Origin of the sequence: Bacillus cereus group sp. BfR-BA-01360, from assembly GCF_022663595.1 — a bacterium.
Taxonomy (GTDB): domain Bacteria; phylum Bacillota; class Bacilli; order Bacillales; family Bacillaceae_G; genus Bacillus_A; species Bacillus_A cytotoxicus.
The window spans coordinates 292037-319028 of sequence record NZ_JAKUFV010000001.1 but is presented as its reverse complement, the minus strand read 5'-3'; the positions used below and the strand labels follow the sequence as shown (position 1 = coordinate 319028).

Below are 26992 nucleotides of genomic sequence, written 5' to 3'. Positions count from 1 at the left end.
GGAGGAAAGAAAGTGGAATTTGTGTTTTTAGGAACTGGTGCAGGTGTTCCTTCAAAAGGAAGAAATGTTTCAGCTATCGCTTTGCAGTTATTGGAAGAAAGGGGAGGGACATGGCTATTTGATTGTGGTGAAGCAACGCAACATCAAATTTTACATACATCTGTACGTCCACGTCGGATTGAAAAAATATTTATTACGCATTTACATGGCGATCATATTTTTGGATTACCAGGTTTATTAGGAAGTCGTTCTTTTCAAGGAGGAACAACGCCGTTAACGGTATATGGCCCAAAAGGAATTGAACAGTTTATTGAAGTGGCTTTATCCGTGAGTACAACACATGTGAAATACCCGCTTGAAATTGTAGAAATTACTGAAGAGGGTATTGTCTTTGAAGACAAACAATTTTATGTCGAAACAAAGAGACTGTCACATGGGATTGAATGTTTTGGATACCGAATTGTTGAGAAAGATATACAAGGCCCTCTTCTTGTAGAGAAGTTACGAGAAGCTAATGTGAAACCAGGTCCGATTTTTAAACGTTTAAAAGATGGAGAGATTGTTGAATTAGAAGACGGAAGAGTGTTAGATGGGAAGGACTTTATTGGGCCTCCGCAAAAAGGAAGAATTATTACCATTTTAGGAGATACTCGTTATTGTGATGCGAGTAGAATTCTTGCCCAAGATGCTGATGTACTTGTACATGAGGCGACATTTGCAGCAGCGGATCAAACCCAGGCTCATGATTATTTTCATTCCACAACTGAGCAGGCGGCACGCATTGCCCTAGAAGCAAACGTGAAGCGTTTAATATTGACACATATTAGTTCACGTTATCAAGGCGATATGTATAAGGAGTTGTTGCGAGAAGCAAAAGCTGTATTTGCCCATACAGAAATAGCGATGGACTTGAAGTCATTTCCAGTAGAAAGATAACATTTTTCAAACAATGGCAATAAAAAATTGCCATTGTTTCATTTTGAAAAAATTTTTTTAATCTATATATTGGTAAAGCTGTTATCATTAAATAGTTTTATTATATGGTACAGTGATGTTAAAATGTTAGGATATTCTGTAAAGAAGTGCAGAATGTTATTCGATTTGAAAAACTGTTATATAAATAATTAGATATATAATTGATACAATAAAAAGAGATTAACACCAATTCAGAAATTTAAAAATTCAACAAAAGTAAGCGTTTCAAAAAAAACGAGCTATAATGAGGGCAAATCACAATTTATCGTGAGTTACATCGTGCATTTTAGCCATTTTTCGTAACGAAACGAAATTGACTAAAGGAGAGGGCAACATGGAGATTATTAAAGGAACTGTACTATTACTATTTGTATTAAGTCTTTTCTCACTCTTTAGTTTTAAAGCACCAAATGGTATGAAAGCAATGGGAGCTTTAGCAAGCGCCGCTGTTGCGAGTTTCTTAGTTGAAGCATTTCAATTATATGTTGGTGGAGATCTACTAGGAATTGACTTTTTGAAAGAAGTTGGGAAATCATCTGGTAACCTAGGAGGGGTTGCGGGTGCAACACTTGTTGCATTAGCGATGGGTGTATCACCTGTTTATGCTATGCTTGTCGGGGCTTCTGTGTTAAAGTTTGGATTGTTACCAGGGTTTATCGCTGGTTATCTTATATCATTTTTAGTAAAACAAATTGAAAAACGTGTGCCAGAAGGATTAGATTTAATTGCCTGTATTGTTATTGCAGCACCATTAACAAGACTTATTGCACAAGGGATGGATCCGATTGTAACAGCAACATTAAAGCAAATTGGCGGGGTTATTACGTCGTCAACGAATGCGAATCCAATTATTATGGGAATTATTTTAGGTGGTATTATTACAGTTGTTGCAACAGCACCACTGAGTTCAATGGCATTAACTGCACTTCTTGGATTAACAGGATTGCCAATGGCAATAGGGGCACTTGCGGTCACGAGTTCTTCTTTTATGAACTATGTATTCTTTAAACGAATGAAGTTTGGGGATAAACGTACGACAATTGCGGTAGCAATTGAACCATTAACACAAGCAGATTTAATTTCTGCAAATCCAATTCCAGTGTATGTAACGAACTTTATCGGTGGTGCAGTAGCGGGGATTATTATTTCAATGTTCGAACTTGTAAATAACGCTACAGGGACGGCAACACCAATTGCTGGTCTGATGGTGATGTATGGGTTTAATGATCCTATGAAAGTAACGATATGTTTCTTATGTATTATGGTATCTGGTCTTATATCAGGTTATATTGGTTCACTTTTATTTAAAAACTATCCAATTCGTACAGCGGAACAAATTCGTGGTACGGCTGGGAAAGCAACAGATGCAGCAGCTTAATAGAATAGTAGTAAATCATTTTTCATAGATGCTTAGGGGGAATTATGATGAAGTATCGCTCAGTATTCGATATTATCGGTCCAGTTATGATTGGGCCATCAAGTTCACATACAGCAGGCGCAGCAAGAATGGGGCAAGTTGCTCGTCAGCTTTTTCGACAAGAACCAGAAAGAATTATTATTTCTTTATACGGTTCATTTGCTAAGACATACCGTGGTCACGGAACAGATGTAGCGCTAATTGGAGGAATTCTTGGCTTTGAAACCGACGATGTAAGAATTCCTAATTCGCTAGAGATTGCAAAGGAGCGCGGAATTGAAATTGACTTTATTGAAGAAGAAGCGAATGCACCGCATCCGAATACCGCTCGAATTCGTTTATACAAAGGTGAAGAAGAAATTGAAGTGGTGGCTTGTTCAATTGGTGGCGGGAAGATTGAAGTTGTTGAATTAAATGGATTTGATTTACAACTATCTGGAACGAGTCCTGCGCTTCTCATTGTGAATAACGACCGTTTTGGAGCCATTGCATCTGTAGCTTCTATACTTGCAAAGCATGAAATTAATATTAGTACAATGAGCGTTTCACGTAAGGAAAAAGGAAGAAAAGCGCTTATGGTTATTGAAACAGATGAGGCATTGGAAAATGAAGTGATTGAAGAGATAAAAGAACAATCTAATATTTGTCAAGTAACGATTATGGACTAATTGCAGGGGGGACACACCATGTTTCGGAATGCAGCGGAACTAGTGGCGCAAGCTAAAGAACAAAATGTAAAAATTGCAGAAATCATGATTCAATGTGAAATGGAAACAAGAAGAATTTCTCGTGAAGAAGTAATCGCTGGAATGGAAAAGAATTTAGTAGTAATGGAGCAAGCAGTAGAACGAGGAATTCGCGGTGTGAAATCACCAACTGGTTTAACAGGAGGTGATGCTGTGAAGGTACAAGAGTATATAAAGAGCGGAAAAGGTCTATCGGGACATACGATTTTAGATGCAGTGAGCAAAGCTGTTGCAACAAATGAAGTCAATGCGGCGATGGGAATTATTTGTGCAACACCAACAGCTGGGTCTGCTGGAACAGTTCCAGGTGTACTTTTTGCATTGAAAGAAAAGTTACAACCAACACGTGAAGAAATGATTGAATTTTTATTTACAGCAGGAGCATTTGGAATGGTTGTTGCGAATAATGCATGTATTTCAGGTGCAGCTGGAGGGTGCCAAGCTGAAGTTGGATCGGCAAGTGGTATGGCAGCAGCGGCAGCTGTTGAAATGGCAGGCGGGACACCAGAACAAGCTGCTACAGCAATGGCAATCGCCTTGAAAAATATGTTGGGATTAGTATGTGATCCTGTTGCCGGACTAGTAGAAGTGCCATGTGTAAAGCGGAATGCAGCAGGTGCTTCCAATGCGATGATTGCAGCGGACTTGTCATTGGCTGGTGTGACAAGCATGATTCCGTGTGACGAAGTGATTGAAGCGATGTTTCGAATTGGCCAAACAATGCCAGTTGCACTTCGTGAAACGGCCGAAGGTGGACTCGCAGCAACACCGACAGGACGCCGTTTACAAGAAGCGATTTTTGGAAAGAAATAATATAAGATAGAAAAGCGGAGCTCAAGTTTATTTTTAAGCTCCGCTTTTTCTTATTTTTTTGGTAGTTGATCCAGTGTTTTACCAAGGTCTTGCGATCGTCTTGTGGCTTCTGTAATACAAGAGATGAGAGCCTTCTGGAAATCGAAACTTTGAAGCACTTCAATACCAGCTTCTGTTGTTCCGCCAGGAGAAGTAATTTCTTTTCGCAAAATAGAAGGATGTTTCGTATTATTTTTAAGCATCTCAGCAGCTCCAATCATTGTTTGTAAAATAAGCGATTTTGCTGTAGATTCTTCTAAACCGATTTGTTTTGCAGCTTCTTCCATTGCTTCCACTACATAATATATATACGCAGGACCACTTCCAGATAATGCAGTAACAGCATGCATATCTTCTTCTTTCACTACTGAAACAATACCAATTGTTTCGAATAAAGACTTGGCGATATCGATGTGATGCTTTGTTGCGTGTATAGATGGAGAGATTGCTGTTGCAGATTTTAAAATAGCAGCTGATGTATTTGGCATGGCACGGATGATTGGGACATTTTTTTGAAGAAGCTTAGCAATCGAGTGAGTGGAAACACCTGCTAGTAATGAGATTACGAGATGCGTATTTGTTATATACTTTTTAAGCGGTACAATCGCTTCTACTATATCTTTTGGCTTCATTGCAAGAAAGAGAATGTTTGCGTTTGTGAGTAATGCTTGTTTATCATGTGTTCCCTTTATACCATATTTTGTATGTAACTCTTGTAATCTTGCTTCATTTGAGCGGTTACTGACAGTAATTTGTTTTGCGCTTACTATATTTGCATCTAATAGACCAGAAATAATTGCTTCAGCGATAGAACCAGCTCCTAAAAAGGAAATATTTTGAATGGACATGATGTGCCCCCTTTATTTTTAATGAATGTACATAGATTCGCTCTAAGCTAGAAAATCCCTTCTTTTTATCTGAAAATAATGACAAAATTTCATGAAAGTTGTAAACTGAAGAGAGGTTCATTTTGAAGCGGAGAGACAGGGGGCATAAACATGGTAAAGATTCACCGAATGGAGATTCCTGTTCCATTTGCAGTTGAAACTGTAAATGTGTTTTTAGTTGAGGGGGAGACATTAACATTAATTGATACGGGGACCAATACAGAGAACGCTAGGAAATCTTTAGAATACCAGCTAGGCGTTCTAGGATACAAAATAGATGATATTGAAACAGTGGTCATTACACATCATCATGCTGATCATTGTGGGCTTTTAAACATTTTTTCAGCTCATGCCAATGTTGTTGGGCATCCTTGGAATGAACCTTGGATTACACAAAATCCTCAATTTTTAAAGCGTTATCAACAATTTTTTAAGGAGGCTGCGCGACAATTCGGTGTACCAGAGGCATTTTTAAATCATGAAGGATTACTAACGAAGAAAACACTTCAATATTCTTGTAAAAGATCATTAACTCATACGGTAAGAGAAGGCGACTGTATTGATGCTTTGCCTGAATTTCAAGTGATTGAAACACCTGGGCATGCTTCTACACATATTTCTTTGTACAGGGAACGTGATGGATTACTAATTGGTGGAGATGCTTTAATTCGTCATATTTCTTCTAATCCAATATTAGAACCACCATATGAGGGAGAATCAGAAAGAGCAAGGCCTTTATTACAATATAATCAAACGTTAAGACGATTAAGCGAAATGAATCTTTCACGTATCTTATCTGGACATGGAGAAGATATTGTAAATGTGAAGGAGCTAATCGAGAGTCGATTACAAAAACAAGAAACACGAGCTTTGAAAGTATTAGAATTATTAAAAGAGAAACCGATGACAGCTTTTGAAATATGTGTGAAGCTATTTCCTGTATTATATAAAGAGCAATTGCCACTTACGCTTTCAGAAACGGTTGGACAATTAGACTTTTTAGCATATAATCAACAAGTAATGATTGATGAATCCTTGCCACAATTGATTTATTATGCAAAGTAGGTGACAGCAATGACAGGACGTTTACAAGAACAAGTAATCGTCATTACAGGTGCTTCCAGCGGGATTGGAGAGCAAATTGCAATGCAGGTGGCAGAGCAAGGAGCAATTCCCGTTTTGATGGCTCGAACAGAAGAGAAATTAAAGAAATTAATGAACAAGATAAAAACGACGTATCATACGCCGTGTTACTATTATCTATTGGATGTGAGTGATGAGAATGCGGTCGAAACTGTATTTGCACGAGTATTGCAAGATATTGGACAGATTGACATACTCGTAAACAATGCTGGGTTTGGTATTTTTAAAACTTTTGAGGATGCTTCTATGCACGAAGTGAAAGGTATGTTTCAAGTGAACGTATTCGGATTAGTCGCTTGTACTAAGGCGGTTTTACCTCATATGGTAGAGCGAAATGAAGGGCAAATCATTAATATTGCTTCATTAGCAGGGAAAATTGCAACACCAAAATCCAGTGCTTATGCTGCTACAAAGCATGCGGTATTAGGATTTACAAATAGTTTGCGCATGGAACTTTCCAATACGAATATTTCTGTAACAGCAATTAACCCAGGACCAATTGATACGAACTTTTTTGACACCGCTGATCAATCAGGTACATATGTAAAAAATATGGGGCGTTACATGTTAAAACCAACATATGTAGCTGGGCAGATTGTAAAGGCAATGCATACGAAAAAAAGAGAAGTAAATTTGCCAAAATGGATGGGAATTGGTCCAAAGCTTTTTGCATTATCCCCAGGTTTATTTGAACGAATTGCAGGTAAATCATTAAGTAAAAAATAGGAGATTTCTATATGAAATCTCCTATTTTTATTTTCCGGTAATATAGTCATAAACAATATCTTCAACTGCTTCGTATACATCAATATCAGGATCTGAACCAATCATCGTTTGGATGCTTTGAATTAACATTTCCTCATCTTCTTTTGAAATAGGATTACATTGATATTGCCCAAAACTTTTTATCATCATCTTCTCGATTAATTTTTTATTCATGTTTATCCTCACTCACATGTATCCATATATTGCTTTCATTGTACTTGAAGTATATGAAAAATACTAGCATATAATATTTTGTATAAAAATTCACATTAGATATCGTTTTATTAGTAAAATTAAGGTTTTTTAATTTTTAAAAATAATAAATATTTAATTGACTCTATAAATATACAATATTATAATCATACTTAATTTCAATAATCTATATAAGGAGGAAAATATGAAAGTTGCAATTATTGGAGCAACAGGGTACGGAGGAATCGAGTTAATACGGTTATTACAACAACATCCGTATTTTTCTATTGTATCTATACACTCCTTTTCACAAGTAGGAGAGCATATAACGAGTTCATATCCACATTTACGTCGTTTTCTCGTGTATACATTGCAAGAAATCGATGTGGAATCGATTAAGAAAGAAGCAGATCTTGTTTTTTTAGCAACACCAGCAGGCGTTTCTGTCAAGCTAACCCCTCTTTTGTTAAAAGCAGGCTTAAAAGTAATCGATTTGTCTGGTGATTTTCGAATGGTGAATCCTTCTATATATGAAATGTGGTATAAAAAGCCTGCTGCAAGTGAGGAGTTTCTTCAACAAGCAGTGTATGGATTAAGTGAGTGGAAAAGAGACGAGATTCAACAAGCGAAGTTAGTTGCAAATCCTGGTTGTTTTGCTACAGCAACTTTATTAGCTATAGCACCGCTGATGCGAAATAAAATCATTGAGGAAAATTCGATAATTATTGATGCTAAATCGGGGGTATCAGGTGCTGGAAAAACACCGACTCATGCAGCTCATTTTCCGGAACTATACGATAATCTCCATATTTATAAGGTGAATGAGCATCAGCATATTCCAGAAATTGAACAAATGTTAATTGGCTGGAATGAACAAGCGAAGCCAATTACATTTAGTACACACTTAATACCAGTATCACGAGGGATTATGGTTACTCTTTATGCAAAAATAAGGAAATATGTACAAATAGAAGAACTTCATAATTTGTATACAAATATTTATAAAAATGCTTATTTTGTCCGTATTCGCCCGTATGGAGAATTCCCAAGTATAAAAGAAGTAAGAGGATCAAATTATTGTGACATCGGCATTGGTTATGATGAAAGAACGAAAAGAATTACGGTAGTTGCTGTGATTGACAATATGATGAAGGGGGCGGCAGGGCAAGCTGTTCAAAATGCAAATTTAGTAGCGAGGCTAGATGAGAAAACAGGATTGCAATATATACCAATGTATCCATAAGGAGGGAGAGAGTTGATTCAAACAGACTGTCTTATAAAAGTTCAAAATGGTTCCATCGTCTCACCGCAAGGCTTCTCAGCAATTGGAATCAAAGCGGGGTTGAAAAAAGAGAAAAAAGACCTTGGAGTAATTGTATGTGATGTACCAGCAATTTGCGCTGCTGTTTATACAACAAATCAGATTCAAGCTGCCCCAGTACAAGTGACGAAAGAAAGTATCGGGGTGGATGGAACATTACAAGTAATTATTGTAAATAGCGGAAATGCAAATGCTTGTACGGGTATGAAAGGGCTAGAAGATGCGTATGAAATGCGCGCGCTGACAGCGAAACAATTTTCTATAAAGGAAAGTGATGTAGCTGTAGCTTCAACGGGAGTAATTGGAATACATTTACCGATGGAAGTCATTCGAACGGGTATTTCAGCACTTGTACCGATGAAAGAGAAAGAAATTGCAGAGTCTTTTTATGAAGCAATCTTAACAACAGATCTTATAGAAAAACGATCTAGTTATCAATTCATGATTGAAGGAAAAAAAGTAACAATTTCAGGAGCAGCAAAAGGATCAGGAATGATACATCCTAATATGGCAACCATGCTTAGTTTTATTACAACAGATGCAAAAATAGAACGTGAATCATTACAAGCAGCGTTATCAGAAGTAACAAATCGAACTTTTAATCAAATTACTGTTGATGGAGATACTTCGACTAATGACATGGTCATTGTTATGGCAAGTGGACTCGTAGAAATGACATCGATTCACAAAAATCATCCAGAGTGGAATAAATTTGTCATTGCATTGCAGAACGTTTGTGAGGATTTAGCAAAGCAAATTGCCAAAGACGGAGAGGGAGCTACTAAATTAGTAGAAGTAAATGTTTGCGGGGCGCGAACGGAAGAAGAAGGAAGGCAGATTGCCAAACAAATTGTAAGATCCAGTCTTGTCAAGACAGCAATGTATGGTGAAGATCCAAATTGGGGACGTATCATTAGTGCAATTGGTCAATGCGGGATAAAGATTGAACCTACTACTGTCGATATTGCAGTACAATCTATCGCTGTACTACGAGAGAGTGAGCCGCAAGAATTTTCAGAAGAAGAAATGGAACACCAATTACAAAAGGATGAAATTATCATTGATGTGCATCTGCATTTAGGAGAAGAAAAAGGGACTGCATGGGGGTGTGATTTAAGTTACGATTACGTCAAAATAAATGCTTGTTATCGTACATAAGGGGAGAAAAAAGATGAACGAGTGCATTGTAATAAAATGCGGTGGAAGTATGTTAGAACGTTTGGATAGCACCTTTTTTCATTGTATAGAGAAATTGAAAAGAAAGTATCGCATTGTTATTGTTCATGGCGGAGGACCTGATATTGATAAAATATTAAAAAAACTTCAAATTCCAATTGAAAAGAAACACGGTTTACGAGTAACTTCACAAGAAGTTATGGAAGTGGTTCAAATGGTTTTATGCGGCAGTACAAATAAAAATTTAGTACAGAATTTTCAAAGGTATGGATTACCTGCAATTGGAATTTCTGGTTGCGATGGAAAGTTGCTTCAGGCGAAGCCACTGAATAAGAAGATTGGTTATGTGGGAGAAGTGAGTAAAGTTGAGAGTTCCTTGCTAGAAGGAGTGCTTAATTTGAATTATATTCCAATTATTGCTCCAATAGGGATAGGGGAGGAGCAAGTGTACAACATAAATGCAGATATAGCAGCTGCTGGAATTGCAGCGGCACTTAGAGTAAAAGAACTTATTTTTATAACAGATGTTGATGGATTACTGTACGAAGGGAAATTAGTTAAGAAAACAGATGAGATAGAAATTCTTGACATGATAGAGAAAGAGATTATTACAGGTGGAATGATTCCAAAAGTACAGGCTGCACTTGTTGCGTTAAGAATGGGGATTCAAAGTGTAAGCATTGTCAATGGTACAAAAAATTTTATTGGATTAACCGGTGAATGGATTGGAACAACAGTAACAAGGGGGAGGTTGCAGTATGAATAGTTTGATTTTTCCGACATATACAAGGCGTGAAATAGAAATAGTAAAAGGAATTGGTACGAAAGTAATGGACAGAAGCGGAAAAGAATACTTAGATTTTACGTCTGGAATTGCCGTCTGCAATTTAGGACATTGTCACCCAAATCTTATCGAAAATGTAACGAAACAACTACACGAAATGTGGCACATATCTAATCTTTTCTCGCATTCTATTCAAGAAGATGTAGCAAGATTGTTAACGGAAGATAGAGAATTAAAATATGTATTTTTCTGTAATAGCGGTGCTGAGGCGAATGAAGCAGCATTGAAAATTGCGCGTAAATATACAGGGAAATCTCTTGTTTTAACATTTCAGCAGTCTTTTCATGGTCGAACATTTGGAACGATGAGTGCAACAGGACAAGAAAAGGTAAAAGAAGGATTTGGACCACTTCTTCCATCATTTTTACATCTTCCTTTCAATGATATAGCTGCTCTTAGAGAAGCGATGAATCAAGATGTAGCCGCAATTTTGGTTGAAATTGTTCAAGGAGAAGGTGGTGTTTTACTGGCTCATTGCGACTTCTTGCAAGAAATTGAAAAGTTATGTAAAGAATATGGAGCGCTTTGTATTATTGATGAGGTACAGACGGGAATAGGGAGAACAGGTACATTGTTCGCTTATGAACAGACAGGTCTATCTCCTGATATTGTAACAGTGGCAAAAGCATTAGGAAATGGAATTCCAGTTGGGGCCATGATAGGAAGAGAAGAGTTAGCGGTGGCTTTTACAGCAGGAACACATGGTTCAACATTTGGCGGGAATTATATTGCAATGGCTGCTGCCAAAGCAGTATTACAACTTGCAAAACAACCATCATTTTTACAAGAGGTCAAAGAAAAAGGCGCGTATTTCTTGCAAAGGTTGAAACAAGAGTTGTTACACGTTGAAGACATTTGTGCTATTCGCGGGCGAGGACTTATGGTTGGGATTTCTTGTAAAAAGAATGTCTCATCTTATATTGAACAATTAGAAAAAGAAGGACTTCTTGCACTGCAAGCTGGCTCCAATGTGTTACGGTTATTACCACCACTCATTGTTACAAAGGAAGAGTTAGAACAAGCCATATACATGATCAAAAAAGTAATCTGTACAAAAATATTACCATCTATATAAGGGGGAAATACGATGTCAATTGTACAAGTGCCGAAATTACAAACGAAACATGTATTAACTTTGGAAGAATTAACGCAAGAAGAAATCATTTCTGTAATTAAGTTTGCCATATATTTAAAAAAGAATAAACATGAACCTTTTTTAAAGGGAAAAATATTAGGGCTCATTTTTGATAAACAGTCTACACGTACACGTGTCTCCTTTGAAGCAGGAATGATGCAACTCGGTGGACATGGAATGTTTTTAAGTGGGAAAGACATGCAACTTGGACGAGGGGAAAGTATTGCTGATACGGCAAAAGTTTTATCAAAATATATTGATGGGATTATGATTCGTACCTTTTCACATGCAGATGTTGAAGAACTTGCAAAAAAGGCTAACATTCCTGTTATTAATGGATTAACAGATGACCACCATCCATGTCAAGCACTGGCCGACTTAATGACAATTTATGAAGAAGTTCGTACATTTAAAGGCATAAAACTAGCTTATATAGGTGATGGAAATAACGTATGCCATTCTTTATTAGTAGCGAGTGCAAAAGTAGGAATGGATCTGGCAGTCGCAACACCAAGAGGTTATGAGCCAAACGGGAGAATGATACAAAAAGCATTAGAAATTGCTGAAGAGACTGGAGCAAAACTTGAATTTTTCCATGCCCCACAGCTAGCAGTAGCAGAAGCTGATTTTGTTTATACTGATGTTTGGATGAGTATGGGGCAAGAAGGCGCTCAAGAAAAAAAGGTAATATTTCAGCCATTTCAAATCAATTGTGAACTTGTCCAATATGCAAAGAAGACATATCGTTTTTTACATTGTTTACCTGCACACCGCGGGGAAGAAGTGACGAGTGAAATCATCGATGGTATGCACTCGATTGTTTTTACGCAAGCGGAGAATCGTTTGCATGCTCAGAAGGCTTTACTAGTAAGTATATTCGAGAACATGAAAGAACCTTCCTAGCATGGGAGGGTTTTTGTGTCATTTTAAAAAAATATAAAGTATGTTAAAGGGGAAATAATCGAACAAATAAGGAACAAAACATGTAAGCTCGTTTTGTTCGAAAGAGTGTCACATTCATTTTCCAATGTGAATATGTGTAAGAAAAGGAGGGGATTAGATGTACGATTACTATGGGAATCCAATCGATTCATATGTATATTATTATCCCGCTTTTATAAGGCAGCTACCGTATCAGTATGAACAGCCTTCTCAGGAACTAAGGCCGTATTTAACAACTTGGCCATATTCAAATGTATATTATGGTAACTATTATGAATCATAAAGCTGCTTCTTTCTGAAGCAGCTTTATACATTTGTTTTCAAAATTAAATTTTGAATCGTTTGAAGAGAGTGAATGAGTTGGTCGCGCTCTTCTTTAGATAATGTTTGAAAATTTTCTTTTAGTTTGTTTAAAATAAATTGCTGATATTGACTTACCATTAATTTCCCTTCAGATGTAAGAGAAATTAATATGACCCGTCGATCTTTTTCGCTATAATGACGCTCTATCAATTCCTCTTGAATTAATTTATTTAATAGAGGTGTCATATTGGGCCTTGAAATCGCTAAACGCTTTCCAATTTCTGATACTGTTAATGTACCGTGTTCATGTAATAGCAATAACACCTGTGTATGAGATGCTGGCATGTGCCTTTGAGAAGGAAATTCTCCAGGAAGCATAAATTTGCGATAAAAAAGAGGCACTAACGAAAGAAGATGATCAACAATACGTTCCCACTCGCGTGATTCCATATAAAGGCCTCCTTCCATGATTATTGTAACAAAAAAGGTATCGTATAAAAATAGGATTGTTTGGAGCTACCTTAATATTTATAGGACAATACTTGCTTTGTAAATATATTTGCGATAACTTCATAGCCTTTGTCATTTGGATGTACTTGATCATAGAGCAATTCTTTTTTATCATTTGATATTAACTTTCGAATCGGTACAACAATGGACGGTGGATTCGATTTTGAAATGGAGTAAACAGAATCATTCCAACCATCTAAAAACATATCTGCATACGAGGCGATAGAATCGTCAAGTTGCAAAGGGTTGTAGAGTTCAGAGAGAATGAGTAAAGCATTTGGATTCAGCGATCGAACTGTCTTCACAATTGTTTTTACATCCGCTTCAAACCGTGCTTTTTCTCTGTTTAACATTTTTATACCATCTATAACACCTACATCGCGCTTGAGACGAAATAAATTATTTCCTCCAATATTAATCGTAATTATATGTGCTTCTTTCATTTTTTGCTGTACATTTTCTGACTGCATCTTTTTGATGAGACGATCTGTTGTAAGACCGTTTACACCAAGGTTTTCTACATGGATCGGCTTATGGATTTGTTCTTCAATTTGTTTGGAAGCCAATTCTGCAAATCCTCCTTGAGTAGAACCATATCCTTTGGCAAGCGAATCGCCTAGTACAAGATGATAAAATGAATCATTTGTTTGTTTATCAATCCAATGAGGGGGAGATGTTTCTGTTGTTTTTCCTCTATTTTCCTTTTGAATTGTCTCATCGTTCTTTTCAAAGTATGAATAAGAAATGATTAGAAGGAGGAGACAAACAATAATGAAGATGACTTTTTTCATAAATTTATCCTCCTTGTAATTGGTAATTGTATCATATTGAACAGTATAAGCAATGGAAGGATATATTATATTTTTATGAAAAGTTTACAATAACTTTCCAGAAAATTTGTAGAAGTATGTCAAAAATTATTGACGATATGAAAGTATGTTCGATATGATAATGTCAGATAAGTGACGACATATCGCTCTATTAAGAAGAAAAAAGAGAGAAAGGTATTACAAGCTTATTGTATTTGGGACAATTTTATAAGGGGGATTTTTTGTGAAAAAATCAAAGAAGGTGTTAGCTGGAGCAACGCTTGCATTAGGTGTTATAGCCCCGCAAGTAGTACCAACCACTGCTCATGCGGAAGGACAGACAGAGGAGAGCACAGTTCATTTACGAATTTTAGAAACATCTGATATTCATGTGAACTTAATGAATTATGATTATTATCAAACGAAAACAGATAATAAAGTAGGGCTTGTTCAAACGGCAACACTTGTCAATCAAGCGCGTGAAGAAGTAAAAAACTCTGTTTTATTTGATGACGGAGATGCGATACAAGGAACACCGCTTGGGGACTATGTAGCGCAAAAAGGGTTGGATGGGAATTATATACATCCATTATATCGTGTAATGAATTTAATGAAGTATGACGTCATTTCTTTAGGAAATCATGAGTTTAACTATGGCTTAGATTATTTAAAGAAAGCAATTAGTAAGACTGAATTTCCAGTTGTGAATTCAAATGTGTATAAAGATGACCATGATGATAATGAAGAAAATGATGAAAATTACTTTAAGCCATATCATATTTTTGAAAAAGAAGTAGAAGATGAATCCGGTCAAAAGCATAAGGTGAAGATTGGGGTAATGGGATTTGTACCACCACAAATTATGAACTGGGATAAGGCGAATTTAGAAGGAAAAGTAAAAGCGAAAGATATCGTCCAAACAGCTAAGAAAATGGTTCCAAAAATGAAAGCAGAAGGTGCAGATATTATCGTTGCGCTAGCGCACTCTGGTGTGGATAAAAGCGGTTACAATACAGGGATGGAAAACGCTTCATTTTATTTAACAGAAGTTCCTGGTGTTGATGCAGTGTTGATGGGACACTCACATACAGTAGTCACAGATACATTTAACGGTGTACCTGTTGTAATGCCAGGTGTGTTCGGTAGCAACTTAGGCGTTATTGATATGCAGCTGAAAAAAGTAGATGGTAAGTGGCAAGTTCAAAAGGATAAATCTGTTCCAACAGTTCGCGCTATTGCAGATAGTAAAGGAAACGCATTAGTTAAATCTGACCAAAGGTTAGTTGACGAGATTAAGGAGGAACACGAAGCGACGATTCAATATGTTAATACACCTGTTGGGAAAACAACAGCGCCAATTAATAGTTATTTTTCACTTGTGCAAGACGATCCATCGGTCCAACTTGTGACACAGGCGCAGAAATGGTATGTAGAAAAGTTGTTTGCTGAAAATGGACAATATAGCAAGTATAAAGGCATTCCTATATTATCGGCAGGTGCACCATTTAAGGCAGGGGGAAGAAATGGTGCGACATATTATACAGATATTCCAGCGGGTACTCTAGCTATTAAAAACGTAGCCGATTTATATGTATATCCGAATACGTTATATGCTGTGAAAGTAAATGGTGCACAAGTAAAAGAATGGCTTGAAATGTCGGCAGGGCAGTTTAATCAAATTGACCCAGCTAAATCTGAAGAACAATCACTTGTTAATGTAAGCTATCCTACATATAATTTTGATATTTTAGATGGCCTGAAATATGAAATTGATGTTACACAACCAGCGAAGTACGATAAAGACGGAAAAGTGGTACATCCAACTGCAAATCGCATTATCAATATGACATATGACGGAAAACCGGTAACAGAAGAACAAGAATTTATTGTTGCTACAAATAACTATCGTGGTAGCAGTCAAACATTCCCTGGTGTAAATAAAGGGGAAGTGGTGTATCAATCACAAGATGAAACGCGTCAAATTATTGTGAAATATATGCAAGAGACGCCAGTTATTAATCCAGCGGCAGATCAAAACTGGTCATTTAAGCCAATCAATGCTGAAAAGTTAAATATTACATTTGATTCTTCGCCAAATGCACAAAAGTATATTACGAAAGATGGAAACATTTCTTATGTTGGTCCATCGGAAAATGAATTTGCAAAATATGCAATTGACTTAACGAACAAGAAGGAAGAAGAGAAGCCGGTACCACCAGTAGCGGATGAAGGAAATAAAGAAGAGAAGCCGGTACCACCAGTAGCAGATAAAGGAAATAATGGAGATCAGGCAACAGCAGACGCTATCAATAAAAATGAAGATGTAACAACTACAAATGTAAGCGAAGATAAAGAAACAAATAAAATAGAACGAGATCTTCCAAAAACGGGAGCAAATGTTTTTTCAACAATTGGGGCAGGACTTGCTTTTATTGGAGCAGGTATGTTCATGTTATTTAGAAGAAAGAAAGCAAATAGATAAGTAAAAGAGGGTTACCGACGTGGTAATCCTCTTTTTACTTAAGAAATTGTCACAGATTTTTCTTTCTTCCAAGAAAGACCCAATCCTGTAAAGCCAACGATAATCGTGATAATTGGACATGCTAGGCAGAAGATGGAGTATGGAACGTAATCTATTGTGGGAACGCTGAGCACATTTGCCAAGAATACACCACTTACGCTCCAAGGTACAAGCGGATTAATAACTGTACCAGCATCTTCTAACACCCTTGATAAATTGCGACGCTTTAAGCCTACTTCATCATATTTATTAGCAAATGCTTGGCCTGTTAAAACGATGGATAAATATTGTTCACCGAGTAAGAAATTGACGCCGATTGCTGTTGAAGCAGTAGAAATAATTAAACGTGTACTCGTTTTGACGAAATGAGAAATCATGTTCATTAATTGTGTAATAATGCCCATACCTTGTAGTAAGCCGCCCATAGAAAGAGCTAGAAAAATAAGGGCAATGGACATCATCATACTTTGTAAACCACCGCGGGATAATAAGCTGTCAATGTCTTTTATTCCCGTCTTAGAAACATAACCTTCTTGCATAATTTTCATTAAATCAGCAAGTGAGGTACTTGGTTTGAAAAGAAAGAGAATGATAATACCTGCGACAATACCAGCAAGTAATGTTGGAACGGCCGGTACCCTTTTAAAAGCAAATATGAAGAGCAACAAAATAGGAATAAGTGTCACAATTGAAATGGTTGTATTTTTCTCTAGAACATTTATAAAGTTAGAAAAATCAACATCTCCTGCAGAGCCTTTTCCTAAAATAAAGAAGGCGATAAAGGCAATGATAAAAGCAGGAATTGTCGTCCAAAGCATGTTGCGAATATGCTCGAATAAGTCTACCCCAGTTACAGCTGGAGCTAAATTTGTTGTGTCTGATAAAGGTGACATTTTATCACCGAAGAAAGCTCCAGAAATAATTGCTCCTGCGATCAGTGCTGCGTCATAGCCAAGAGCAGTACCCATTCCCATAAATGCAAGTCCGACTGTTGCGGCTGTTGTAAAAGCACTACCAATACTTGTTCCAACAATTGCACAAACGACAAATACCGTTGGGATGAAGACCTTAGGTGATACGAGTCCAAATCCGTATACCATTAATGTTGGAATTGTTCCAGCTGCAATCCAAACGCTAATTAAAACACCAACGAGTAAGAAAATAAAAATAGATGGAATGCCCGCTGAAATACTACTTATCATACCTTTTTCCATAGTAGACCACGAAATCTTTTTCATAAATCCGAACGCTAATAACACAATAATGCCAAATAAAATAGGAATATGTGGTGATGTCTCTAGTTTAATAACGCTAAAACCGATACAGAAAAAGATTAGAACTGTTAAAAGAACTGATTCAATTTTTGAAACCATTGTTTGCCCCTCCTAATAAATGAAAAACATTCTTTTTTAATTAAAATTCGCCAATATTATATATTTCCTTCTAAAATGTTAGAATTTTTTGACAAATACCGAGTGAGTGTTTGATAGCATAAAAAAAACGCCCCTGCAAAATATGCAGGGACGAAAAAAACTCGCGGTACCACCCTAGCTTGTGAAAAAAAGATAACACAAAATAAGGGAGAAAAACGCACCATCAAAAATAAAAAACGCCCCTGCAAAATATGCAGGGACGAAAAACTCGCGGTACCACCCTAAATTGTGAAATGATTTATTTCACCACTCTGTAGAAGTAACGGTCTATTTACCGTCTTTTACTACTCCAAATGTTTCGTAAAAGAAGCTCCAGGGGGTAATTCATAATTCGCTCTGTACTAGTTTGCACCGACCACTAGCTCTCTGTAATCAAGAAACGAAATACTACTAAGTCCTATCAACGCCGAATTCATATGATGTTAGTTAAATTTTTAACACATATAGATCTTGTATGTCAATAAAAATAGGGATTATTTTTTATAGAAAATAAAGGAGAAAGTTTTATTATGATGAATTTGTTCGTTATAATGAATTTCGAGAGGAGGAGAGAAATGAAGAAAAAACTATTTCTTTTTACAGCCTTATTTATTTTAGTTGGAAGTGCAGGAATTTACACAGCTTTTGCTGCGACGCCAGATCAAACGAAACAAAAGAGCATAGAAACGAAAGGAAATCAGAAGGAAAATAGAGGGAAAATTGCTGAGAAATTAGGGGTATCAGTTGAAGGGAAGAGTGAGCAGGAAATTCAAGAAGAATTAAGTAAAGCAAGATATGAAAAGAGACATGAGTTATTAATCGAGCATGCAAAACAGCTTGGAATTGATACGGAAGGAAAGAAAGATGAGGAAATTATTCTGGAAATCGGTAAGATTCAGCATGGAAGATGAAACGACTTATCATAGGATAAGTCGTTCTTTTTTAAGAATGAATCATTGAAAAGGAATTGACAGAGATTTCTCTTTAATGTTAACTTTATTTGTAAATAAGTTAACATTAGGGGTGACAATTATGACAGTAAGTAGTCGTACACGAGAAAAAATACCGTATACATATGAAGAATTAGCGGAAAAGAATAAAGCGTATGTATGGCACCCATTTACACAAATGAAGGATTATATAGCAGAAGATCCAGTTATTATTGAAAGAGGTGAAGGGCGTAAATTGTATGATGTGCATGGTAACGCTTACTGGGATGGAGTTTCTTCCATTTGGCTTAATGTACATGGACATCACGTTCCAGAATTGGATGAAGCAATTCGTGAGCAATTAAATAAGATCGCTCATTCTACTATGTTAGGGCTTGCAAATGTACCGTCTATTTTACTTGCAGAAAAGGTTATTGAAGTTGTTCCAAAAGGGTTAAAAAAGGTATTTTATTCAGATTCAGGTTCGACAGCTGTTGAGATTGCAATTAAAATGGCGTTTCAATATTGGCAACATAAAGGGAAACCTAAAAAACAAAAGTTTATTACATTAAAAGAAGCATATCATGGTGATACGATTGGTGCTGTTTCTGTAGGAGCAATCGACTTGTTTCACCAAGTGTATCGCTCTCTTTTATTTCATGCAATCAAAATGCCTTATCCGTCTACATATCGTTCTCCTTATGGTAATAACGAGGAGGAAATCGTTCAAAAGCATTTGGAAGAAATGGAGGAATTATTGAAACAGAAACATGAAGAAATTGCAGCACTGATTGTAGAGCCTTTAATACAAGGGGCTGGCGGTATGATTACAATGCCAAAAGGGTATTTGAAAGGGCTTCGTGATTTATGTACAAAGTATCATATTTTATTTATTACAGATGAAGTAGCAACAGGATTTGGCCGTACAGGAAAAATGTTCGCCTGCGAGCATGAGGGAGTGACGCCGGATATATTAACAGCTGGAAAAGGATTAACTGGTGGATATTTACCGGTAGCGATTACCGTAACAACAGATGAGGTTTACAATGCTTTTTTAGGTGACTACGCAGAACAGAAAACCTTTTTTCATGGCCATAGTTATACAGGAAATCCACTAGGTTGTGCAGTAGCGATTGCAAATCTAGAACTTTATGAAAAAACAAATGTAGTACAAAACGTTGTAAAAAAGGCAGATTATGTAGCAAATAAATTGGCAGCGCTTTATGAGTATAAACATGTTGGTGATATTCGCCAACGTGGCTTGATGATTGGGATAGAACTTGTTGCAAATAGGGAAACAAAAGAGCCGTTTGAATGGACAGAGCGGGTAGGAGTAGAAGTATGTAAACGATCAAGAGAGCTTGGGATGATATTGCGCCCTCTTGGTAACACAATTGTATTCATGCCTCCGTTAGCATCTCAAATAGATGAACTAGATGAAATGTTACGCATTTTATATCAAGCAATTGCAGATATTACGGAGGGGAAATCATGAGTGGCTTTTTTATTACAGCAACGGATACCGAAGTAGGAAAAACAGTTGTTACAGGTGCAATAGCGGGGGTACTTAGAAATCTTGGACATCATATAGGAGTATATAAACCATTGCAAAGTGGTCATAGCGCTTCTCACCCAGAAGGTGATGCAGCTAGATTAAAGATGGCATCAGGAGTAGAAACAGCAGTGGATAAAATTTGTCCGTATTCGGTTGAAGAACCGCTTGCTCCAAGATTGGCAATGCAGCGTGCAGGAAGAACGGTAACATTGGCGGATATTACTTCTTATTATAATGAGCTAATGGCAGAGTTTGATAGTTTATTAGTAGAAGGGGCAGGGGGACTTGCTGTTCCTTATACAGAAGATGCACTCGTTGTTGATTTTGCTAAGCAATTAAAATTACCGCTTATCATTGTTGCGCGTCCCACATTAGGTACTGTCAATCATACTGTTTTAACAATCTCATATGCGAAAGCAAAAGGTTTGCAAGTTGCAGGTGTTATTTTATCGGGCTGTAAAGAAGATGAGAAAGAACGTGTACAAGAAAATAAAAAAATGATTGAAGAGTTAAGTGATGTGCCAGTTTTCGGTTTATTTCCAAAGCTTCGGGAAGAATATACGCGCGATGAACTAATAAAAGCAGCAGAAGAGAGTATTCAGATTTCATATTTAGAGGAGTATATGAAAAATGGAACAAGCATGGAATTTACACTTTCACGCTAGTTTAAATCGTCTAAAAGAAAAGTCACAATACCGTGAAGTAGTGGTAACGAATCAAGCTGAAGAACCGTGGCTGATTCGGAACGGAGCGCGTATGCTGAATTTGGCATCGAATAATTATCTCGGTTTAGCGGGGGATAGTCGGTTAAAAGAAGCGGCTATTGAAGCGATAAGGACATATGGAGTAGGAGCGACGGCATCACGGCTTGTGGTAGGAAACTATTCCCTTTATGAAGAGGTAGAAAAGAGTATTTGCGATTGGAAGCATACAGAGAAAGCGATGATTGTGAACAGTGGATATACAGCGAATGTTGGAGCCATTTCTTCTCTAATGGGACGCCATGATGTCATTTTCAGTGATAAATTAAATCATGCTAGTATTGTTGACGGAGTGAAACTGAGCGGTGCAAAGCAGAAACGATATCGTCATAATGATTTACATCACTTGGAGCAGCTACTACAAACAACACCTTCTGAAAAGAGAAAGTTAATTGTAACAGATACGGTGTTTAGTATGGAGGGAGATGTTGCTCATTTAAAAGAATTGATTGCATTGAAAGAGAAATATGGAGCACTTCTTATGATTGATGAAGCACATGCCAGTGGCATATACGGGGAACGCGGTGCTGGAATTGCGCATGTGGAGCCAGAGCTTTCTAAAAAAATTGATATTCATATGGGTACATTTAGTAAAGCGTTAGGTTGTTATGGGGCTTATTTAGCAGGAAATGAAGTTTGCATTGATTATATGAGAAACAAGATGAGAAGTTTTATTTTTACAACGGCATTGCCACCAGGGGTACTTGCCGCTATACAGTGTGCAATTGCTATTGTGAAAGAAGACGAGGCAAGACGAAAAAGACTTTTAGAAAACGGTGCGTATTTTCGTAATGTGTTAAAAGAAGCTGGATATAACATTGGCAATAGTTCAACACATATTGTTCCGGTTATTGTAACGTCGAATGAAGCGGCGATACGCTTTAGTAGAAAAGTGCAAGAAGCTGGAATTGTAGCGATTGCAATTCGGCCACCAACTGTTCCGCATAATAGCTCGCGCATTCGATTTACAGTGACATCTGAGCATACAAAGTCTGATTTAGAGTGGGCGATTCGGCAAATTGTGAACATTGGAAAAGAAGAGGGGTTTGTGGAATGAAACAACTTAAGCTAATCTTTATCCCTGGATGGGGAATGGAAAAACAAGTATGGAGCCCAATCCTTTCACTTTTGCAGGAAAGTTTTGCCGAGTATATTGAGTGGCATGATGTAAAAGAAATCAATGAATTTGCAAAGCGGGTAGAAAAAGCTGCTGAAGGATACGATGTCATTTTAATCGGGTGGTCGCTTGGCGCGTTAGTTGCCCTTGAAGTATGTAACAATGTGAAAACAAAGGGAATGATTTTAATAAGTAGTACAGCAAAGTTTACAGTAGATGAAAGGTATAAACATGGCTGGAAACCTTCTTTTGTTGAGAGAATGAAAAGGAATATAAAAAAACGAAAGAATGAGACATTGAGCCGTTTTTATATAAGTATGTTTGCCGAAGAAGAGAGTGCTGTAAAAGAATCATTTGAAAATATGATAAAAGAATTTCAAGGTGATTCGACAGAGTCTTTACAAACAGGGCTCGATTATTTAATGAGAGCGGACATGAGGGAACGCTTAAAAGATGTAAATGTACCAATGTTACTTTTACATGGAGAACAAGATTCCATTTGTCCTTTGCCTGCTGCTCATTACATAAAAGAAAAGACAAATGCAACACTTAAAGTGATTCATCAAGCGGGGCATGCCATTTGCATAACGAATTTTGAATATTGCGCAAATGAAATTAATAAATTCATAGAGGGGATACAAAATGATCAATAAAACATTGTTGCAAAAACGATTTAATAGAGCGGCTGTATCCTATGATCAATATGCCAATGTACAAAAGAAAATGGCTCGTCATTTACTTTCGCAGTTGGAAAAACGATATAGCAAAGCAGCGGCGATTCGAATTTTAGAACTTGGCTGCGGAACGGGATATATCACGGAGAAGCTTGTGCATTTATTTCCGAATGCACAGATTACAGCTATTGACTTCGCGGAGAGTATGATTGCTGTTGCGAAACAAAGACGCCATGTTGATGAAGTTACCTTTCGATGTGAAGATATTGAAAAGCTTATATTAGACGACTTCTATGATGTCATCATCTCCAATGCAACATTTCAATGGTTAAATGATTTGGAGGTGTCCCTTGTAAAGTTATATAAGCATTTAGCTGGAGAAGGCATCTTGTTATTTTCAACATTTGGAAATCGAACGTTCCAAGAACTCCATCGTGCTTTTGAACGAGCGAAAGAAGAAAAAAATATAAAAAGTCATGTATCAATTGGACAGCGCCTTTTTACAAAAGCGCAGTTGCAAAATATATGTTCCATAAAAAAAGGGAATGTTCATGTATCTGAAACATGTTACATAGAGAAATTTACTCATATTAGAGACTTTTTTAAGTCGATTCGCAAAGTTGGTGCAACAAATAGTAATGAAGATACGTATTGTCAAAGTCCTTCTCTCTTTCGAGCGATGCTTCGCATATATGAGAGAGACTTTACGAAAGAAGGGGAGATTATAGCAACGTACCATGCTTTATTTGCGCACATAGAAAAAGAGGGGAAGAGGAGAAATGAAACAAATACAAACAAAAGTAGATTGGAAGAAAATTGCGTTTGAAGGGATAGAAGGAAAAAGGATAACGAAAGAGGATGCGTTAGCGATTTTAGAAGCAGATGATACAGAAGTATTAGAGATTATGAATGCTGCATATATGATTCGTCATCATTATTTTGGTAAAAAAGTGAAATTAAATATGATTATTAATACGAAATCGGGATTATGTCCAGAAGATTGTGGTTACTGTTCTCAATCAATCGTTTCTGAAGCATCGATTGATAAGTATGCTTGGTTGACACAAGAAAAAATTGTTGAAGGAGCACACGAAGCAGTTCGCCGAAAAGCTGGGACATATTGTATTGTTGCATCTGGTCGCCGTCCAACAGACAAAGAGGTAAATCATGTCATTGGTGCGGTGAAAGAAATTAAAGAAACAACGGATTTAAAGATATGTTGTTGCTTAGGCTTTTTAAATGAGGATCAAGCAAAACGATTAGCCGAGGCCGGGGTTCACCGTTATAATCATAACTTGAATACACATGCGAATCATTATGATAATATTTGCTCTACACATACGTATGATGACCGAGTAGATACGGTAGAAAAAGCGAAGCAAGCGGGCATTTCTCCTTGTTCTGGTGCAATCTTTGGAATGGGAGAAACGAAAGAGGAGCGCGTGGAAATTGCTTTTGAGTTACAACGGCTAGATGCAGACTCTATTCCATGTAATTTTCTCGTCTCTGTAAAAGGCACTCCGTTTGAAGAGCGAAAAGAATTAACGCCAGTGGAATGTTTAAAAATATTAGCGATGATGCGTTTTGTAAATCCTTCCAAAGAAATTCGAATTTCTGGAGGCCGTGAACTAAATCTAAGATCTGTACAGCCGTTAGGATTATTTGCAGCCAATTCGATTTTCGTTGGAGATTATTTAACAACAGTAGGTCAAGAGCCAACAGCAGACTGGGAGATGATTCAGGACCTAGGATTTGAAATTGAGGAATGTACGTTATAAGTAAGAAAAACCAAGCTTTTAGAGCAAGCTTGGTTTTTGTAATTAAAATGTAATAAAGTGGAAATAGGGTTGTCTGGAAGCCATTTGCTCCTGGAAATACAAAAGTTTGGCCGAATTTTCCAATCTAAAATGGTGCATAGTAAAAATGGAATTTACATTGGGTTGGAGGATTTTACATGCACAAGTATATATTGGCTATTATGACGACACTTATTTTAGTAAAAGCGATTAGTTCAGATCCTGTAAAAGCAGTGCAAACTCCTGAACAGAAGGAAATGCAACAAAGAATTGAACAACATTTTCGAACAAAGGCAGAACATTATGGGATTAAAACTGAGGGAAAAGATTTAAAAGAGGTAAGAAAAGAATTACATATTGTAGAGGAAGAAAAAAAGAGAGAAAATGTTTGGAAAACAGCACAAAATTTACGAATTAAGACAGAAGGGAAAACAATGGAAGAGTTAATTCGAGATATACGAAAGAAAGTAAGAAAATAAGGAATTCGACTTCATTTTGAGAAACATAAAAAAGAGGCAAACGCCTCTTTTTTATGCCCATTGTTTTGATAAATGAGCCATTTCAATTGCGGAAACTGCAGATTCATAGCCTTTATTTCCAGCTTTTGTCCCTGCGCGTTCAATTGCTTGTTCAATTGTTTCAGTAGTTAATACACCAAAAATAACGGGAATTTCTGTTTGTAGTGACAAAGATGCAACGCCTTTAGCAACTTCATTACAAACGTAGTCATAGTGTGATGTAGCCCCGCGAATAACAGTGCCGAGTGTAATCACTGCATCATACTTACCGCTATTTGCCATCTTTTTAGCGATGAGTGGAATTTCAAATGCACCTGGAACCCATGCGACATCAATATGAGTTTCTTCTACACCATGTCGTTTTAAGCCGTCTAATGCGCCCCCTAAAAGTTTGCTTGTAATAAATTCATTAAAACGTCCTACTACTACTCCAATTTTTAATCCTGTACCTACTAAATGACCTTCGAATACCATCATGATCTCTCCTTTAAATAGATTATAAGTTTAATAAATGACCTAATTTTGTTACTTTTGTCTGTAAATATGTTTTATTTTCTTGTTTTGTTGGCATTTGCAATGGTACGCGCTCAACAATTTCTAGTTCGTACCCTTGTAAGCCAGCAATTTTTCTTGGATTATTTGTTAATAAGCGCAGCTTTTGTAATCCTAAGTCTTTTAATATTTGTGCACCAATACCATAATCGCGAAGGTCTGCTGGAAATCCTAACTTTTCATTTGCTTCTACTGTATCTAGCCCTTCTTCTTGTAATTTATAAGCGCGCAATTTATTGAGAAGTCCAATGCCGCGCCCTTCTTGTCTCATATAAAGAAGCACGCCTCTACCTTCACGCTCAATTTGCGTAAGGGCAGCATGGAGTTGTGGTCCACAATCACAGCGGCAAGAGCCGAAAACGTCCCCAGTTAAGCATTCAGAATGAACGCGGACAAGAACAGGCTCATCTGTTGAAACATCACCTTTTATAAGAGCGATATGTTCTTTTTGATCTAGAGAATTCGTGTAACCAATTGCATGGAATGTACCAAATTCAGTTGGTAATGTAATTTCAACTTCTTTTGTCACAAATGTTTCGTGATGGCGACGATATGCAATTAAATCTTCGATTGTAATCATCTTGATATCAAATTGCTTAGCAACTTGTATTAAATCAGGGACGCGAGCCATCGTGCCATCTTCCTTTATAATTTCACAAATAACTCCTACTGGTTCTGTACCGCATAGTTTTGCAAGATCCACTGCTGCTTCCGTATGACCAGCGCGACGAAGTACGCCTCCATCTTTTGCAATTAGCGGAAAGATATGCCCAGGGCGATTAAAATCGCTACCCTTAGAAGATGGATTTAATAATTCACGCACAGTTGTAGCACGTTCATGGGCACTAATTCCTGTTGTTGTAGAAATATGGTCAATACTAACTGTAAATGCAGTATGATGAGAATCAGTATTTTGAGATACCATAGGTTCTAGTTGCAGACGTTTCGCATAGTGTTCTGGAAGTGGTACGCATACAAGACCGCGGCCATGTGTAATCATAAAATTGATTGTTTCCGGTGTAATATACTCGGCTAAGGCGAGAAAATCACCTTCGTTTTCACGGTTTTTGTCATCACATACAATAATGACTTTTCCTTGTTTTAAATCTTCTAGTGCTTCTTCAATACGATGAAACATCG

At 37.0% G+C, this 26992-nt stretch carries 28 protein-coding genes and 1 other annotated feature; of the genes, 21 read left to right on the top strand and 7 right to left on the bottom strand.

Going from position 1 to position 26992, the window contains the following annotated elements; all coding sequences use genetic code 11:
* Window positions 1-12: 12 nt before the first annotated feature.
* The 4 genes from rnz (at window position 13) to sdaAA (ending at window position 3951) form a co-directional block, all read left to right on the top strand.
* The gene (gene rnz, locus MR056_RS01660; protein WP_012095297.1) at window positions 13-936 is read left to right on the top strand and encodes a ribonuclease Z; all 924 of its coding nucleotides are present in this window, start codon (window positions 13-15) and stop codon (window positions 934-936) included.
* 373 nt (window positions 937-1309) lie between these two features.
* Window positions 1310-2353: a PTS sugar transporter subunit IIC gene (locus MR056_RS01655; protein ID WP_012095296.1), complete on the top strand. Its 1044-nt coding sequence runs from the start codon at window positions 1310-1312 to the stop codon at window positions 2351-2353.
* 47 nt (window positions 2354-2400) lie between these two features.
* Window positions 2401-3060, top strand: a complete 660-nt coding sequence (sdaAB, locus tag MR056_RS01650) for an L-serine ammonia-lyase, iron-sulfur-dependent subunit beta (RefSeq protein ID WP_041809998.1) — start codon at window positions 2401-2403, stop codon at window positions 3058-3060.
* Between the two features lie 18 nt (window positions 3061-3078).
* Window positions 3079-3951 carry an L-serine ammonia-lyase, iron-sulfur-dependent, subunit alpha gene (sdaAA, locus tag MR056_RS01645; RefSeq protein WP_012095294.1) on the top strand — a complete coding sequence of 291 codons (873 nt, stop codon included), beginning with the start codon at window positions 3079-3081 and terminating at the stop codon, window positions 3949-3951.
* Between the two features lie 50 nt (window positions 3952-4001).
* Here the strand turns inward: sdaAA and proI are convergent, their stop codons facing one another.
* Window positions 4002-4838 carry a pyrroline-5-carboxylate reductase ProI gene (proI, locus tag MR056_RS01640; protein ID WP_012095293.1) on the bottom strand — a complete coding sequence of 279 codons (837 nt, stop codon included), beginning with the start codon at window positions 4836-4838 and terminating at the stop codon, window positions 4002-4004.
* 150 nt (window positions 4839-4988) lie between these two features.
* On the opposite strand from proI, the gene MR056_RS01635 reads away from it, so the two are divergent.
* Both MR056_RS01635 and MR056_RS01630 read left to right on the top strand, forming a co-directional pair.
* Window positions 4989-5942 (top strand): MBL fold metallo-hydrolase, encoded by a 954-nt coding sequence (locus MR056_RS01635; RefSeq protein WP_087095321.1) that lies wholly within the window; start codon window positions 4989-4991, stop codon window positions 5940-5942.
* Window positions 5943-5951: 9 nt separating this feature from the next.
* The gene (locus MR056_RS01630; protein WP_012095291.1) at window positions 5952-6746 is read left to right on the top strand and encodes an SDR family oxidoreductase; all 795 of its coding nucleotides are present in this window, start codon (window positions 5952-5954) and stop codon (window positions 6744-6746) included.
* Between the two features lie 27 nt (window positions 6747-6773).
* Here the strand turns inward: MR056_RS01630 and MR056_RS01625 are convergent, their stop codons facing one another.
* Entirely contained in the window at window positions 6774-6959 is a 186-nt protein-coding gene (locus MR056_RS01625; RefSeq protein WP_012095290.1) for a YqzH family protein, read from the bottom strand.
* A 223-nt stretch (window positions 6960-7182) separates the two neighbouring features.
* Here MR056_RS01625 and argC point away from each other — a divergent pair, with 223 nt between their 5' ends.
* From argC to MR056_RS01595, 6 genes are all read left to right on the top strand, one after another.
* Window positions 7183-8220 carry an N-acetyl-gamma-glutamyl-phosphate reductase gene (argC, locus tag MR056_RS01620; protein ID WP_087095320.1) on the top strand — a complete coding sequence of 346 codons (1038 nt, stop codon included), beginning with the start codon at window positions 7183-7185 and terminating at the stop codon, window positions 8218-8220.
* Window positions 8221-8232: 12 nt separating this feature from the next.
* On the top strand, window positions 8233-9456 hold the full coding sequence (argJ, locus tag MR056_RS01615) for a bifunctional glutamate N-acetyltransferase/amino-acid acetyltransferase ArgJ (protein WP_087099083.1): 1224 nt from the start codon (window positions 8233-8235) through the stop codon (window positions 9454-9456).
* A gap of 13 nt (window positions 9457-9469) precedes the next feature.
* Window positions 9470-10240, top strand: a complete 771-nt coding sequence (argB, locus tag MR056_RS01610) for an acetylglutamate kinase (RefSeq protein ID WP_012095286.1) — start codon at window positions 9470-9472, stop codon at window positions 10238-10240.
* Window positions 10233-11393, top strand: a complete 1161-nt coding sequence (locus tag MR056_RS01605; protein ID WP_087095319.1) for an acetylornithine transaminase — start codon at window positions 10233-10235, stop codon at window positions 11391-11393. Before argB ends, MR056_RS01605 begins: the two co-directional genes overlap by 8 nt.
* A 12-nt stretch (window positions 11394-11405) precedes the next feature.
* Window positions 11406-12356, top strand: coding sequence for an ornithine carbamoyltransferase (gene argF, locus MR056_RS01600; protein ID WP_087095318.1), 951 nt, complete (start codon window positions 11406-11408; stop codon window positions 12354-12356).
* 157 nt (window positions 12357-12513) lie between these two features.
* The gene (locus tag MR056_RS01595; RefSeq protein WP_012095283.1) at window positions 12514-12678 is read left to right on the top strand and encodes a hypothetical protein; all 165 of its coding nucleotides are present in this window, start codon (window positions 12514-12516) and stop codon (window positions 12676-12678) included.
* Between the two features lie 23 nt (window positions 12679-12701).
* On the opposite strand, the gene MR056_RS01590 is transcribed toward MR056_RS01595, so the two are convergent.
* Both MR056_RS01590 and MR056_RS01585 read right to left on the bottom strand, forming a co-directional pair.
* Window positions 12702-13148: a MarR family winged helix-turn-helix transcriptional regulator gene (locus tag MR056_RS01590; RefSeq protein ID WP_012095282.1), complete on the bottom strand. Its 447-nt coding sequence runs from the start codon at window positions 13146-13148 to the stop codon at window positions 12702-12704.
* Between the two features lie 71 nt (window positions 13149-13219).
* The gene (locus MR056_RS01585) at window positions 13220-13999 is read right to left on the bottom strand and encodes a GDSL-type esterase/lipase family protein (RefSeq protein ID WP_087095317.1); all 780 of its coding nucleotides are present in this window, start codon (window positions 13997-13999) and stop codon (window positions 13220-13222) included.
* A gap of 262 nt (window positions 14000-14261) precedes the next feature.
* Here MR056_RS01585 and cpdB point away from each other — a divergent pair, with 262 nt between their 5' ends.
* The gene (cpdB, locus tag MR056_RS01580; RefSeq protein ID WP_087099081.1) at window positions 14262-16499 is read left to right on the top strand and encodes a bifunctional 2',3'-cyclic-nucleotide 2'-phosphodiesterase/3'-nucleotidase; all 2238 of its coding nucleotides are present in this window, start codon (window positions 14262-14264) and stop codon (window positions 16497-16499) included.
* 38 nt (window positions 16500-16537) lie between these two features.
* Here cpdB and nhaC read toward each other — a convergent pair whose 3' ends face one another.
* Window positions 16538-17911 (bottom strand): Na+/H+ antiporter NhaC, encoded by a 1374-nt coding sequence (nhaC, locus tag MR056_RS01575; RefSeq protein WP_087099079.1) that lies wholly within the window; start codon window positions 17909-17911, stop codon window positions 16538-16540.
* A gap of 252 nt (window positions 17912-18163) precedes the next feature.
* Window positions 18164-18384, bottom strand: a binding site (T-box leader).
* Window positions 18385-18501: 117 nt separating this feature from the next.
* Here nhaC and MR056_RS01570 point away from each other — a divergent pair.
* The 8 genes from MR056_RS01570 (at window position 18502) to MR056_RS01535 (ending at window position 25261) form a co-directional block, all read left to right on the top strand.
* Window positions 18502-18861 (top strand): hypothetical protein, encoded by a 360-nt coding sequence (locus MR056_RS01570; protein WP_081428439.1) that lies wholly within the window; start codon window positions 18502-18504, stop codon window positions 18859-18861.
* A gap of 76 nt (window positions 18862-18937) precedes the next feature.
* Window positions 18938-20374 (top strand): adenosylmethionine--8-amino-7-oxononanoate transaminase, encoded by a 1437-nt coding sequence (bioA, locus tag MR056_RS01565; protein ID WP_012095277.1) that lies wholly within the window; start codon window positions 18938-18940, stop codon window positions 20372-20374.
* Window positions 20371-21099, top strand: a complete 729-nt coding sequence (bioD, locus tag MR056_RS01560; RefSeq protein WP_087099076.1) for a dethiobiotin synthase — start codon at window positions 20371-20373, stop codon at window positions 21097-21099. Before bioA ends, bioD begins: the two co-directional genes overlap by 4 nt.
* Window positions 21065-22252: an 8-amino-7-oxononanoate synthase gene (bioF, locus tag MR056_RS01555; protein WP_087099074.1), complete on the top strand. Its 1188-nt coding sequence runs from the start codon at window positions 21065-21067 to the stop codon at window positions 22250-22252. Before bioD ends, bioF begins: the two co-directional genes overlap by 35 nt.
* Window positions 22249-22965: an alpha/beta fold hydrolase gene (locus MR056_RS01550; protein ID WP_087099072.1), complete on the top strand. Its 717-nt coding sequence runs from the start codon at window positions 22249-22251 to the stop codon at window positions 22963-22965. Before bioF ends, MR056_RS01550 begins: the two co-directional genes overlap by 4 nt.
* Window positions 22955-23812 (top strand): malonyl-ACP O-methyltransferase BioC, encoded by an 858-nt coding sequence (bioC, locus tag MR056_RS01545; protein WP_087099069.1) that lies wholly within the window; start codon window positions 22955-22957, stop codon window positions 23810-23812. The genes MR056_RS01550 and bioC overlap by 11 nt, the downstream gene beginning before the upstream one ends.
* Window positions 23766-24764 (top strand): biotin synthase BioB, encoded by a 999-nt coding sequence (gene bioB / locus MR056_RS01540; protein ID WP_087099067.1) that lies wholly within the window; start codon window positions 23766-23768, stop codon window positions 24762-24764. The genes bioC and bioB overlap by 47 nt, the downstream gene beginning before the upstream one ends.
* 176 nt (window positions 24765-24940) lie before the next feature.
* A complete protein-coding gene (locus tag MR056_RS01535; protein WP_048721711.1) occupies window positions 24941-25261 on the top strand; it encodes a hypothetical protein in 321 nt (106 codons plus the stop codon).
* Between the two features lie 51 nt (window positions 25262-25312).
* On the opposite strand, the gene ribH is transcribed toward MR056_RS01535, so the two are convergent.
* Together ribH and MR056_RS01525 are read right to left on the bottom strand one after the other, a co-directional pair.
* Window positions 25313-25774, bottom strand: coding sequence for a 6,7-dimethyl-8-ribityllumazine synthase (gene ribH / locus MR056_RS01530; RefSeq protein ID WP_041809990.1), 462 nt, complete (start codon window positions 25772-25774; stop codon window positions 25313-25315).
* Between the two features lie 22 nt (window positions 25775-25796).
* The gene (locus MR056_RS01525) at window positions 25797-26990 is read right to left on the bottom strand and encodes a bifunctional 3,4-dihydroxy-2-butanone-4-phosphate synthase/GTP cyclohydrolase II (RefSeq protein ID WP_012095269.1); all 1194 of its coding nucleotides are present in this window, start codon (window positions 26988-26990) and stop codon (window positions 25797-25799) included.
* Between the last annotated feature and the right edge of the window lie 2 nt (window positions 26991-26992).

Coding starts and splice junctions, on each gene's coding strand:
- sdaAB (WP_041809998.1), top strand. CDS start 2,401: ATGAAGTATCGCTCAGTATTCGATATTATCGGTCCAGTTATGATTGGG.
- argF (WP_087095318.1), top strand. CDS start 11,406: ATGTCAATTGTACAAGTGCCGAAATTACAAACGAAACATGTATTAACT.
- MR056_RS01635 (WP_087095321.1), top strand. CDS start 4,989: ATGGTAAAGATTCACCGAATGGAGATTCCTGTTCCATTTGCAGTTGAA.
- nhaC (WP_087099079.1), bottom strand. CDS start 17,911: ATGGTTTCAAAAATTGAATCAGTTCTTTTAACAGTTCTAATCTTTTTC.
- bioC (WP_087099069.1), top strand. CDS start 22,955: ATGATCAATAAAACATTGTTGCAAAAACGATTTAATAGAGCGGCTGTA.
- MR056_RS01625 (WP_012095290.1), bottom strand. CDS start 6,959: ATGAATAAAAAATTAATCGAGAAGATGATGATAAAAAGTTTTGGGCAA.
- MR056_RS01550 (WP_087099072.1), top strand. CDS start 22,249: ATGAAACAACTTAAGCTAATCTTTATCCCTGGATGGGGAATGGAAAAA.
- proI (WP_012095293.1), bottom strand. CDS start 4,838: ATGTCCATTCAAAATATTTCCTTTTTAGGAGCTGGTTCTATCGCTGAA.
- bioB (WP_087099067.1), top strand. CDS start 23,766: ATGAAACAAATACAAACAAAAGTAGATTGGAAGAAAATTGCGTTTGAA.
- MR056_RS01585 (WP_087095317.1), bottom strand. CDS start 13,999: ATGAAAAAAGTCATCTTCATTATTGTTTGTCTCCTCCTTCTAATCATT.
- MR056_RS01535 (WP_048721711.1), top strand. CDS start 24,941: ATGCACAAGTATATATTGGCTATTATGACGACACTTATTTTAGTAAAA.
- argB (WP_012095286.1), top strand. CDS start 9,470: ATGAACGAGTGCATTGTAATAAAATGCGGTGGAAGTATGTTAGAACGT.
- MR056_RS01630 (WP_012095291.1), top strand. CDS start 5,952: ATGACAGGACGTTTACAAGAACAAGTAATCGTCATTACAGGTGCTTCC.
- MR056_RS01525 (WP_012095269.1), bottom strand. CDS start 26,990: ATGTTTCATCGTATTGAAGAAGCACTAGAAGATTTAAAACAAGGAAAA.
- sdaAA (WP_012095294.1), top strand. CDS start 3,079: ATGTTTCGGAATGCAGCGGAACTAGTGGCGCAAGCTAAAGAACAAAAT.
- bioD (WP_087099076.1), top strand. CDS start 20,371: ATGAGTGGCTTTTTTATTACAGCAACGGATACCGAAGTAGGAAAAACA.
- ribH (WP_041809990.1), bottom strand. CDS start 25,774: ATGGTATTCGAAGGTCATTTAGTAGGTACAGGATTAAAAATTGGAGTA.
- MR056_RS01590 (WP_012095282.1), bottom strand. CDS start 13,148: ATGGAATCACGCGAGTGGGAACGTATTGTTGATCATCTTCTTTCGTTA.
- MR056_RS01595 (WP_012095283.1), top strand. CDS start 12,514: ATGTACGATTACTATGGGAATCCAATCGATTCATATGTATATTATTAT.
- MR056_RS01570 (WP_081428439.1), top strand. CDS start 18,502: ATGAATTTCGAGAGGAGGAGAGAAATGAAGAAAAAACTATTTCTTTTT.
- argC (WP_087095320.1), top strand. CDS start 7,183: ATGAAAGTTGCAATTATTGGAGCAACAGGGTACGGAGGAATCGAGTTA.
- bioF (WP_087099074.1), top strand. CDS start 21,065: ATGGAACAAGCATGGAATTTACACTTTCACGCTAGTTTAAATCGTCTA.
- MR056_RS01605 (WP_087095319.1), top strand. CDS start 10,233: ATGAATAGTTTGATTTTTCCGACATATACAAGGCGTGAAATAGAAATA.
- bioA (WP_012095277.1), top strand. CDS start 18,938: ATGTTAACTTTATTTGTAAATAAGTTAACATTAGGGGTGACAATTATG.
- MR056_RS01655 (WP_012095296.1), top strand. CDS start 1,310: ATGGAGATTATTAAAGGAACTGTACTATTACTATTTGTATTAAGTCTT.